Raw genomic sequence first — 11,150 nt, forward strand, 5'->3', positions numbered from 1 at the left:
ACGGGGCCGGGGAGGCCGAGGCCGTGGGGCGGGCGTGGGCCGCCGGGGCCGTGGGGCGCGGGCCGTGGTCGGCCTGGACGGCGAGGGCGACGACGGCGGCGGTCGCCGCGACCGTCAGTCCGGAGACCCAGGCCCACGAGGGCAGTCGGGCAGCCACGGGTACGCATCTCCTCCGCTGTGGGACCCCCTTCTCAGATCCGGGGTCGGATCATCGTACTCAGTCCACGAGGGGCAGCAGATCCGGCAGGTGCCCGTCCGACGCGCGGGCCGCGGCCCGCCGCTCCTCCGGCACCTCGCCGTACAGCGTGGTCCTCGGCTTCGCCGGCCGCCCGGCCGCCTCCGCGACCGCCTCCAGGTCCCGCACGGACTTGTACGAGCCGTACGACGACCCCGCCATCCGGGAGATCGTCTCCTCCATCAGCGTGCCGCCCAGGTCGTTCGCGCCGGAGCGCAGCATCTCGGCCGCGCCCTCCGTGCCGAGCTTGACCCAGCTCGTCTGGATGTTGGGAATCCAGGGGTGCAGGAGGAGCCGGGCCATGGCGGTGACCGCGCGGTTGTCCCGCATGGTCGGGCCCGGGCGTGCGATGCCCGCGAGGTAGACCGGCGCGTTGGTGTGGATGAACGGCAGCGTCACGAACTCCGTGAAACCGCCCGTCCGCCGCTGGATTCCGGCCAGCGTGCGCAGGTGGCCCAGCCAGTGCCGGGGCTGGTCGACATGGCCGTACATCATCGTGGACGAGGAGCGGATGCCCAGCTCGTGCGCGGTGGTGATGACCTCGGTCCAGGTGGCCGTGGGCAGCTTGCCCTTGGTCAGCACCCAGCGCACCTCGTCGTCCAGGATCTCCGCCGCGGTGCCCGGTACCGAGTCGAGCCCCGCCTCCTTGGCCGCCGTCAGCCACTCACGGATGGACATCCCGGTCCGGGTCGCCCCGTTGACGACCTCCATCGGCGAGAAGGCGTGCACATGCATGCCGGGCACCCGCTCCTTCACCGCCCGGGCGATGTCGAAGTAGGCGGTGCCGGGCAGGTCCGGGTGGATGCCGCCCTGCATGCAGACCTCCACCGCGCCCACGTCCCACGCCTGCTGGGCCCGGTCCGCGACCTGGTCCAGGGAGAGGGTGTAGGCGTCGGCGTCGGTGCGCCGCTGGGCGAAGGCGCAGAAACGGCAGCCGGTGTAGCAGACGTTGGTGAAGTTGATGTTCCTGGTGACGATGTACGTGACGTCGTCCCCCACCACCGACTTGCGCACGTCGTCCGCGATCCGGCACACCGCGTCCAGCGCCGCGCCGTCCGCGTGCAGCAGCGCCAGCGCCTCCGCGTCGGTCAGCTTCGTCGGGTCGTCGGCGGCCGTGCGCAGGGCCTCGCGCACGTCGGTGTCGATGCGCTCGGGCACCATGCCGGGGGCGGCGGCCTCGCGCAGCTCGGCCCAGTCGCCGTAGACCTCGTCGAAGTCGTCGCGCCGGTCGGAGGTGCGGCCCTCGGTGTCGATGGAGGCGTGCAGGTCGGTGCGGCCGGTGGCGGTGAACACCTCCTCCGGCTCCTGCCAGGGCAGGCCCTCGGGGAGTACGCCGGGCCGGGCGAGGCCGGTTGCCGGGTCCGCCAGGGCGGCCACGTGCGGGCGCAGCCGGGGGTCCAGCCAGGGTTCGCCCCTGCGGACGAACTCCGGGTACACGCACAGCCGTTCCCGCAGCTCGAAGCCGGCCGCGCGGGACCGCTCGGTCAGCTCCTCGATCTGCGGCCAGGGGCGCTCGGGGTTGACGTGGTCGATGGTGAGCGGCGAGACCCCGCCCCAGTCGTCGATGCCGGCGCCGATCAGCCGCTCGTACTCGCTGTCGACCAGGTTCGGCGGGGCCTGGAGGCAGGCGGCGGGGCCCATGATGTGCCGGGCGACGGCGACGGTGGCGATCAGCTCATCCAGCTCGGCGTCCGGCATCCCGCGCATCGCGGTGTCCGGCTTGGCGCGGAAGTTCTGGATGATCAGTTCCTGGACGCCGTGGTAGGCGCGGGAGACCTTGCGCAGCGCGAACAGCGAGTCCGCGCGCTCCTCGTAGGTCTCCCCGATGCCGATCAGCAGCCCGGAGGTGAAGGGCACGGAGGAGCGGCCGGCGTCCTCCAGCACCCGCAGCCGTACGGCCGGTTCCTTGTCCGGGGAGCCGTGGTGCGGGCCGCCGGGCTCGGACCAGAGGCGCTCGGCGGTGGTCTCCAGCATCATGCCCATGCTCGGCGCGACCGGCTTGAGCCGCTGGAAGTCGGTCCAGCTCATGACGCCGGGGTTGAGGTGGGGCAGCAGGCCGGTCTCCTCCAGGATGCGGATGGAGATGGCGCGTACGTAGGCGATCGTGTCGTCGTAGCCGTGCGCGTCGAGCCACTCGCGCGCCTCGGGCCAGCGGTCCTCGGGCTTGTCGCCGAGGGTGATGAGCGCTTCCTTGCAGCCGAGCGCGGCACCCTTGCGGGCGATGTCCAGCACCTCGTCCGGCGACATGAACATCCCGTGGCCGGCGCGGCGCAGCTTGCCGGGGACGGTGACGAAGGTGCAGTAGTGGCACTTGTCGCGGCACAGCCGGGTCAGCGGGATGAAGACGCTTTTCGAGTACGTGATGACTCCGGGGCGCCCCGCCGCGTCGAGTCCCGCGTCCCGTACCCGTGCGGCGGAGGCGGTGAGGTCCTCAAGGGCCTCACCGCGGGCCTGGAGCAGCACCGCCGCCTCGGAGACGTCGAGGGCGACGCCGTCACGGGCACGTTTGAGGGCGCGACGCATGGAGTTCTCGGTGGGGCCGGTTCCGGGGGTCGCGGAAGTCGTCATTCCCTGAGCATACGTTCGGCGTGATCCACAGCTACGGGTGCTTTTCGGGCGGGCCCGGCGGCATCCCCTCGGCGCCTGCACGGCACCACACGTGGCGCCACGTGACACCACTCGGCGCCATTTGGTGCCAATAGGGGTTGCCATGGCGCCACAATGGTGCCAAGCTAACGCCATGGACCTCACCCCGTATGTCGACACCCTCCGCCGGGAACTCGCGGTGGCCGCCGAGGCCGGCGGCGAGGAGGCGCGCGAACTGGCCGAGCGGCTCACCGCTCCACTGGAGTCGGCGACCCGCCTGACCATGCTCCACGTGCTCTCCGCCGCGATGGACGAGATCACCCGCGAGCTGGCCCCCGGCTCGGTCGACGTACGGCTGCGCGGTCTGGACCCCGAGTTCGTCGTCACCACGCCCCCGGCCGAGTCCGCTCCCGCGGAAGCGGCCCAGGTCGCGCCCCAGCCGGTCCCCGAGGCCGACGAGGGCGGCACCGCCCGCGTCAACCTCCGGCTCCCGGCGCACCTCAAGGCGCGCGCCGAGGAGGCGGCGGGCCGCGAGGGCCTGTCGGTCAACGCCTGGCTGGTGCGCGCCGTCTCCGCGGCGGTCGACGGCACCAGCCGGCCGCGCCCGGCGGAGAAGACCCGCACGATCGGCCAGAGCTTCACGGGCTGGGTGCGCTAGCCGCACCGCGCCACCGCTCCACTTCTCACCCACCTTCACGTCCCTCACCTGCGGGGACGACCTGACGAGCCAAGAGGACGGGACAGCCATGCCTTCTTTCGACACCCCTCAGCCCATCGCCGTCACCGCGCACATCGGCGCCGGTTCCCTCCGGCTCGCGGCCGGCGACCGCCCGGACACCGTGGTCGAGGTCGCGCCCCGCGACCCCAAGCGGGACAAGGACGTACGGGCCGCCGAGCAGACCGAGGTCGGCTTCGCGGCTGGCGCCCTGACCGTCCGGACCCGCGAGCGGCTGCTCATCGGCCCCTCCGGCCTGGTCGACGTCACGGTCCACCTGCCCGCGGGCTCCTCCGCCGAGGTCACCGGCTCCTGGACCCAGGTGCTCGGCGAGGGCCGGCTGGGCGAGGTCCGGGTGAAGACCTCCACCGGCGACGTACGCCTCGGCGCCACCGGCCCACTGAAGCTGACCGTGGCCCACGGCTCGGTCACCGTGGACCGGGTCGACGGCGCCGCCGAGATCACCAGCAGCAGCGGCACCATCCGCGTCGGCACCATCGACGGCCCCGCCGTCGTGAAGAACACCAACGGCGCCACGGTCCTCGAGGCCGTCACCGGGGATCTCCGCGTGAGCGGAGCCAACGGCGGCATCGACATCGGCCGCACCGAGGCGTCCGTCACCGGCACCACCAGCAACGGTCCGCTGCGCGTCGCCGAAGTGGCGCGCGGTGAGGTCCAGCTGGAGACCGCGCACGGCTCCATCGAGATCGGCGTCCGCGAGGGCACCGCCGCCTGGCTCGACGTCAGCTCCGCCCACGGACAGGTGCGCAACGCGCTCACCTCCGCCGGGGCGCCGGAGCACACCGAGGACACGGTCAAGATCCACGCCCGCACCAACTGGGGCAACATCGACATCCTGCGCGCCCACGCCTGAGCACCGCCTCCCTCTTCCCACTCCAGCCCTCAGGAGGGCCCCATGCCTTCTCCTGTCATGCCCACGCCCAGAAAAGCCGCCGACAACCCCGCCGTCTCCGTCACCGGCCTGCGCAAGTCGTACGGTGACAAGACCGTGCTGGACGGCATCGACCTGCGCATCCCCGCCGGGACCGTGTTCGCCCTGCTCGGGCCGAACGGCGCCGGGAAGACCACCACCGTCCAGATCCTCTCCACGCTCGTCGCCCCCGACGGCGGCGAGGCCCGGATCGCGGGTCACGACATCACCACCGCGCCGGACGGCGTGCGTTCCGCGATCGGTGTCACCGGCCAGTTCGCCGCGCTGGACGATCTGCTCACCGCCGAGGAGAACCTCCTCCTCATGGCCGACCTGCTCCGCCTCGGCAAGCGCGAGGGCCGGGCCCGGACAAGGGAGTTGCTGGAGCGGTTCGACATCGCGGACGTGGCGGACAAGCGGGCCGCGACCTTCTCCGGCGGCATGCGGCGCAGGCTCGACCTCGCCATGACCCTGGTCGGCGATCCGCAGGTGATCTTCCTGGACGAGCCGACGACCGGGCTCGACCCGCGCAGCCGCCGCACCATGTGGGACACCGTCCGCACGCTGGTCGCGGGCGGCACCACGGTCTTCCTCACCACCCAGTACCTGGAGGAGGCCGACCAGCTGGCCGACCGGATCGCCGTCCTCGACGGCGGCCGGATCGTCGCCGAGGGCACCGCCGACGAGCTGAAGGCCCGCATCCCCGGCGCCCACGTCCGGCTGCGGTTCACCGGACCCGACGCGTACGAGCGCGCGGCGGCGGCCTTCCCCGGCGCCGCGCGGGACGACGAGAACCTCGCCCTCCGGGTGGCCGGCGACGGCGGCCTGGACGCCCTGCGCGCCCTGCTGGACCGGCTCGACGCGGCCGGGGTGCGGGCGGCCGGGTTCTCCGTGCACACCCCCGACCTGGACGACGTCTTCCTGGCGCTCACCGGCCAGGGCACCACCGGCACCCCGCTCCACGTCACCGCCGACACCCTCGCGAAGGAGACCCAGCGATGAGCACCCTCGCCTACGCCGTGCACGACTCGATGACGATGCTGCGGCGCAACGTCAAGCACGCCGTCCGCTACCCGGCCGTCTCGCTCGGCAGCTCGATGATGCCGATCCTGATGCTGCTGCTGTTCGTGTACGCCTTCGGGGGCGCGATCGGCGGCGGCATGGGCGGCGGGCGGGACGCCTACCTGGAGTACCTGGTCCCCGGTGTCGTCATCATGGGGGTGGCGGCCGGGGCCATGTCGACCTCGATCGCGGTCTGCTCGGACATGACCGAGGGCATCATCAACCGCTTCCGCACCATGAACATCACCCGCTCGTCCTTCATGACCGGGCATGTCATCGGCAGCGTCCTCCAGACGATGGTGAGCCTCGTCCTGGTGATCGCGGTCGCGCTGGCCCTCGGGTTCCGGCCGGACGCGACCCCGCTGGAGTGGCTGGCGGCGGCCGGGTTCCTCGCGGCCGTCGCGTTCGCGGTGACCTGGCTGTCGGTGGCGCTCGGGCTGATCTCCAACACGGTGGAGTCCGCCAGCAACAAGCCGCTGCTGGTGCAGTTCCTGCCCTTCCTGGGCTCCGCGTTCGTGCCGGCCGAGTCGATGTCACCGGGGCTGCGCTGGTTCGCCGAGCACCAGCCCTTCACCCCGATGATCGAGACCCTGCGCGGTCTGCTCACCGGTTCGGCGATCGGGAACGACGGCTGGATCTCGCTCGCCTGGTGTGCGGGGATCGCCCTGGTCGGCTACCTCTGGTCCCGCTCGCTGTTCAACAGCACCACCAAGCGGTAGGGCGTGTGTTGCCGGAGACGCCGCGAGCCCGGCGTGACCGACAGGACCACCCCCTGAGGTCCGGAGAGTGTAAAAACTCTGTGGAGTCCCCCGCGCCGCCTTGTGATCGGCGTCTCGCACGGCTGACGCAAGTGGCGTGAAGAAGGCAAACTGGCTGCGGAAGTTGGATTGCCTAGGGGGCGAACGCATGGACGGTGGGCCGCGGTTGGCGGAGCAGCGGGTCTCCGGTTCCGCCATGCTGCGGTTCGGGGTACTCGGGCCGGTGCGGGCCTGGCGCGGGGAAGCGCCTGTCCCCACCGGCTCTCCGCAGCAACGTGCCCTGCTCGCCGCCCTGTTGCTGCGGGAGGGCCGTACCGCCACGGCGGCCGAACTGATCGACGCGCTCTGGGGGACCGAACCGCCCCCCAGGGCGCTCGCGGCTGTCCGGACCTACGCATCCCGGCTGCGCAAGGTGCTCGAACCCGGCGTGCTGGTCAGCGAGTCCAGCGGCTACGCCATCCGGACCCTCGCCCCGCTGGATCTCGTCGTCGCCCAGGAACTCGCCGCACAGGCCGAGAAGGCGCGCGGCGCGGGCGAGTTGGGCGAGGCACGCCAGGCGCTGAACCGGGCGCTGGCACTGTGGGACGGCGAGGCCCTGGCGGGCGTGCCCGGCCCGTACGCGGAGGCCCAGCGGGTCCGGCTGGAGGAGTGGCGCCTCCAGCTTCTCGAATCCCGGCTGGACATGGACCTGGAGCAGGGCAGTCACGCCGAGGCCGTCTCGGAGCTGACCGCGCTGACCGCCGAGCACCCGCTGCGCGAACGCTTCCGCGAGCTGCTGATGGTGGCCCTGTACCGCAGCGGCCGGCAGGCGGAGGCGCTGGCGGTGTACGCGGACACCCGGCGGCTGCTCGCCGAGGAGCTGGGCGTGGACCCGCGTCCGGGGCTCAGCGACCTCCAGCAGCGCATCCTGCGGGCCGACCCGGCGCTCGCGGAGCCCTCGTCCGCCGCCGAGGAACCTCCCCTGGTCGTCGTACGCCCCGCCCAACTGCCCGCTTCGGTGCCGGACTTCACCGGCCGGTCGGCGTTCGTGACCGAGCTGAGCGACGTGCTGGCGTCGGCCTCGGAGGCGGAGGGCCGGGTGATGGCGGTCTCCGCGCTGGCCGGGATCGGCGGCGTCGGCAAGACCACCCTCGCGGTGCACGTGGCCCACCGGGCCAGGGCCGCCTTCCCCGACGGCCAGCTCTACGTGGACCTCCAGGGGGCGGGCCCCCGCCCGGCCGAGCCGCAGACCGTGCTCGGCTCGTTCCTGCGGGCGCTCGGCACGGCGGACTCGGCGGTGCCGGAGTCGCTGGAGGAGCGAGCCGCGCTGTACCGGTCGGTGCTGGACGGGCGCCGGGTGCTGGTGCTGCTGGACAACGCCAAGGACGCGGCGCAGGTCAGACCGCTGCTGCCCGGTACCGAGGGGTGCGCGGCGCTGGTGACCTCGCGGGTGCGGATGGTCGGGCTCGCCGGGGCGCACCTGGTGGACCTGGACGTGATGTCGCCCGAGGAGGCGCTGGCGCTGTTCACCAAGATCGTGGGTGAGGAGCGGGTCGCGGCCGAGAAGAAGGCCGCGCTGGACGTGGTGGCCGCGTGCGGGTTCCTGCCGCTGGCCATCAGGATCGCCGCCTCCCGGCTCGCCGCCCGCCGCACCTGGACCACGTCGGTGCTCGCGGCCAAGCTGGCCGACGAGCGGCGCCGGCTGGACGAGCTGCAGGCGGGCGACCTCGCGGTCAAGGCCACCTTCGAGCTGGGCTACGGCCAGCTCGAACCCGCCCAGGCGCGGGCGTTCCGGCTGCTGGGCCTCGCCTACGGCCCCGACCTGTCGCTGGCGGCCGCCGCGGCACTGCTGGACCTCGGCCCGGAGGACACCGAGGACCTGCTGGAGTCACTGGTCGACACCTCACTGCTGGAGTCGGCCGCACCCGGCCGCTACCGCTTCCACGACCTCGTACGGCTCTACGCGCGAGCGTGCGCCGAGCGGGACGAGCACGAGCCCGGCGAGCGGGCCGCCGCGCTCTCGAGGCTGCTGGACTTCTACCTGGCCACGGCCGCGCGGGTGTACGCCATCGAGCGCCCCGGCGACCGGACCGTGGAGCACCTCCACCCCTACGACCACGAGGGGCTGTCCTTCGCCGGGCACCAGGACGCCCTGGACTGGCTGTACGCGGAGGCCGACTGCCTGCTGGCCTGCGTACGGCAGTCGGTGGCGCAGGGCAGCCTGCGGCGGGCGGTGGACCTGCTGATCGTCGCCAAGGACCTCGCCGAATCGGGTGCCAACGCCCACCAGTTCGGGGCGGCGGCCACCGTCGTCCGGGACGCGGCGGCCGAGGCGGGGGACGCGCTGGTGGAGGGCCGGGCGCGCACCACGCTGGCCCAGGTGCACATCAACGCGGGCCGGTTCGACGAGGCGGAGGCCGAGGCCGAGCGCGCGGTGGAGCTGGCCGGTGCGGCCGGGGACCCGTGGATCGACTGCAACGCGCCCAGCGAACGCGGGATCGTGGCCGCGTACCGCAGCCGGCACGCCGAGGCCGAGACCTACCTCCAGCGCACCCTCACCGCCTACCGCGCCGACGGCAACCTGCCCGGCGAGGCGAGCGCGCTGTGCAACCTGTCGCGGGTGCACCTGTCGATGGGCCGGGTGGACAGCGCGGTGGAGCTGGCCGAGTCCGGCGTCGCCGTCTACCGGCACCTGGGCCTCACCGTCCGGTTGGCCAACGGGAGTTACGCACTCGGCCTCGCGCTGGCCGAGTCGGGGCGCGCGGAGGAGGCGGAGGCGCGGCTGTCCGAGGCGCTGACCATCTTCCGGGACAGCCGGCAGCGGCTCTGGGAGGGCATGACGCTGTTCCGGCTCGCCGAAGTGCGGCTCGGCGAACGCCCGGCGGCCGCCGCGGCCTTGGCCGAGCAGTCCCTCTCGGTGCTGCTGCACGTGGGCGGCGACTGGCGCCGGGCGGGCGTCCTCACCGTGCTGGGCAAGTCCCTGGACGCGCTGGGCGAGACGGACCGGGCCCGCGCCTGCTGGACGGACGCGCTGAGCGTCTACGACCGGCTGGGCTCGGCGGAGGCGGCCTCCCTGCGGGAACTGCTGTCACCCGCGGCCACCGGCTGAGGGCGGCCGCGCGGAAATGCGCGGGACCCGGCGTTCATCGTTCGTTTATCGTGCCCGTGCAGTCTTCTCACAGCCGATTCGTCGTCACGGGGGCGGGCGGATCGGTAGTGCCGTCGGCCGCCCACGCGGTGGCCGGCTGTGACCGGGTCCGTCCGGAAGCCCTCGGGGGAGCGGCCGGGCGGCCCGGCCACAACAGCACACCTCAGAGCAACGGAGTACGTCGATGAGCGACGCCAAGAAGTCCGACGAAGTCACCACGCAGGAGAGCCACATCACCGGTGGGGGCGCCACTGCGGCGGCCGCCCCGGAGGCCGCTCCGCAGGAGAGCCACATCACCGGCGAGAAGACGGTCAAGGGCGACCTGGACGACGTCACCACGCTGGAGAGCCACATCACCGTGGGCGACCCGCGCTAGGCGGACCACACACACGGGGGGCGTGAGCCGCGGCGGAGCGGAGGGGGAGCCGCCGCGGCTCACGCGGGAAAACGGAAACGGCCGGGTCGGGGGACCCGGCCGTTTCCGTGTCTCCGGGCGCCCCTCAGGCCGTGCGGGCCGTCCCGGTGCCCTTCTCCGCGTCCAGCGCGTACACGCACCGGTCCTTGCTGCACGCGTACACCACACCGTCCTTGACGACCGGTGAGCCGGTGATCTCGCCGCCGGTGGCGAGCTTCCAGCGCAGCCGGCCGTCGTCGGCCTTGAGGGTGTACAGCAGGTGGTCGGTGGAGCCGAAGTGGATGCGGCCCTCGGCGACCGAGGGGGCGCCCACCACGTCGCCGCCCGCCTGGAAGCGCCACTTGGGCGTGCCGGTGACCGCGTCCAGCGTGTACAGGCCCTTGCCGCTGCCGACGTGCACGTGCCCGGCCGCGACCAGCACCGGTTCCACCGAGGAGCGGGCCTCGGTGGCGATGCGCCAGCGGTCGCGGCCGTCGGTGGCGTCCAGGGCGTAGACGGTGCCGAGGTAGTCGGCGAGGTAGACGCCGCCGCCGGTGACCGCCGGGCCCGGCACGAAGGCGGGCGGGCACAGGAACACCGCCGGGGCCTCGAAGTGCCAGCGCACCCGGCCGGTCGACACCTCGATGGCGAGGACCCGGCTGCCCGCGCTGACGTACACATAGCCGTCCGCCGCCGGGGTCACCCGTACGGGGACCCCGCCGCAGGACGCCGCGTCGCCGATCGGGTAGGACCAGCGCTCGTCGCCCGTGCGGGCCTCCAGGGCGCGCAGCCGGGCGTCCTGCCAGACGTAGACCGTGCCGTCGTGCACGGCGGGGCCGGCCTCGGGCGACTCGAAGTCGGTCTGGCAGCCGGAGATCTCCCACAGCTTGCGCCCGGCCGCCGCCTCCCACGCCTGCACCCCGCCGCCGCGCGTACCGGTGACGACCGTGCCGTGGTCGGCGTGCAGCGAGTACACCCAGGCGTCCGTGGACAGCCGCCACAGGTCGGTGCCCTCGCGGGCGTCCAGCGCGAACAGGGTGGGTCCGTCGGAGGCGTGGATACGGCCGTCCGCGACCGCCATCGACCAGGCCACGTCCCGCGTCTTGAAGCGGCGCCGCCCGGTGGCCACGTCCAGGGCGTGCACCTCGAAGGAGGTGACGTAGACCAGGTCCCCGTCGACCGACGGGGTGCCCCACACGTCGTTGGACATCCGGAACCGCCAGGGCCGCCAGCCCGCCGAGGTCTCCGGCAACTGCGGCGGCACCGGGGGTACGGCGGGGTCGGCGCCGTTGACGCCGGGGCGCGGCCGGGACCAGCTCGCCACCAGACCGGCCTCCGGCGG

General features: G+C 73.4%; 8 protein-coding genes. 6 read left to right on the plus strand and 2 right to left on the minus strand.

What is annotated here, in order from left to right:
* Positions 1-217: 217 nt before the first annotated feature.
* Positions 218-2,803: a bifunctional FO biosynthesis protein CofGH gene (locus tag GT030_RS22695; RefSeq protein WP_161202669.1), complete on the minus strand. Its 2,586-nt coding sequence runs from the start codon at positions 2,801-2,803 to the stop codon at positions 218-220.
* A gap of 172 nt (positions 2,804-2,975) precedes the next feature.
* Between GT030_RS22695 and GT030_RS22700 the strand changes: the two genes are divergently transcribed.
* The 6 genes from GT030_RS22700 (at position 2,976) to GT030_RS22725 (ending at position 9,790) form a co-directional block, all read left to right on the plus strand.
* Positions 2,976-3,479, plus strand: coding sequence for a toxin-antitoxin system HicB family antitoxin (locus tag GT030_RS22700; RefSeq protein WP_161202670.1), 504 nt, complete (start codon positions 2,976-2,978; stop codon positions 3,477-3,479).
* Positions 3,480-3,567: 88 nt separating this feature from the next.
* The gene (locus GT030_RS22705; RefSeq protein WP_161202671.1) at positions 3,568-4,410 is read left to right on the plus strand and encodes a DUF4097 family beta strand repeat-containing protein; all 843 of its coding nucleotides are present in this window, start codon (positions 3,568-3,570) and stop codon (positions 4,408-4,410) included.
* Positions 4,411-4,452: 42 nt separating this feature from the next.
* Complete coding sequence (locus tag GT030_RS22710) at positions 4,453-5,469, plus strand: ATP-binding cassette domain-containing protein (protein WP_202460445.1); 1,017 nt, start codon at positions 4,453-4,455, stop codon at positions 5,467-5,469.
* Positions 5,466-6,248 carry an ABC transporter permease gene (locus tag GT030_RS22715; RefSeq protein WP_161202672.1) on the plus strand — a complete coding sequence of 261 codons (783 nt, stop codon included), beginning with the start codon at positions 5,466-5,468 and terminating at the stop codon, positions 6,246-6,248. The genes GT030_RS22710 and GT030_RS22715 overlap by 4 nt, the downstream gene beginning before the upstream one ends.
* A gap of 187 nt (positions 6,249-6,435) precedes the next feature.
* Complete coding sequence (locus GT030_RS22720) at positions 6,436-9,375, plus strand: BTAD domain-containing putative transcriptional regulator (protein WP_161202673.1); 2,940 nt, start codon at positions 6,436-6,438, stop codon at positions 9,373-9,375.
* A gap of 223 nt (positions 9,376-9,598) precedes the next feature.
* On the plus strand, positions 9,599-9,790 hold the full coding sequence (locus tag GT030_RS22725; RefSeq protein WP_161202674.1) for a hypothetical protein: 192 nt from the start codon (positions 9,599-9,601) through the stop codon (positions 9,788-9,790).
* 124 nt (positions 9,791-9,914) lie between these two features.
* On the opposite strand, the gene GT030_RS22730 is transcribed toward GT030_RS22725, so the two are convergent.
* Positions 9,915-11,150, minus strand: a 1,236-nt coding sequence (locus GT030_RS22730) for a PQQ-binding-like beta-propeller repeat protein (RefSeq protein WP_161202675.1), incomplete at its 5' end; no start/stop codon positions are given.

The sequence above is a fragment of the Streptomyces sp. SID1328 genome (genome assembly GCF_009865595.1).
Classification (GTDB): Bacteria; Actinomycetota; Actinomycetes; order Streptomycetales; family Streptomycetaceae; genus Streptomyces; species Streptomyces griseoluteus.

Coding starts and splice junctions, on each gene's coding strand:
- GT030_RS22695 (WP_161202669.1), bottom strand. CDS start 2,803: ATGACGACTTCCGCGACCCCCGGAACCGGCCCCACCGAGAACTCCATG.
- GT030_RS22715 (WP_161202672.1), top strand. CDS start 5,466: ATGAGCACCCTCGCCTACGCCGTGCACGACTCGATGACGATGCTGCGG.
- GT030_RS22720 (WP_161202673.1), top strand. CDS start 6,436: ATGGACGGTGGGCCGCGGTTGGCGGAGCAGCGGGTCTCCGGTTCCGCC.
- GT030_RS22705 (WP_161202671.1), top strand. CDS start 3,568: ATGCCTTCTTTCGACACCCCTCAGCCCATCGCCGTCACCGCGCACATC.
- GT030_RS22700 (WP_161202670.1), top strand. CDS start 2,976: ATGGACCTCACCCCGTATGTCGACACCCTCCGCCGGGAACTCGCGGTG.
- GT030_RS22725 (WP_161202674.1), top strand. CDS start 9,599: ATGAGCGACGCCAAGAAGTCCGACGAAGTCACCACGCAGGAGAGCCAC.
- GT030_RS22710 (WP_202460445.1), top strand. CDS start 4,453: ATGCCTTCTCCTGTCATGCCCACGCCCAGAAAAGCCGCCGACAACCCC.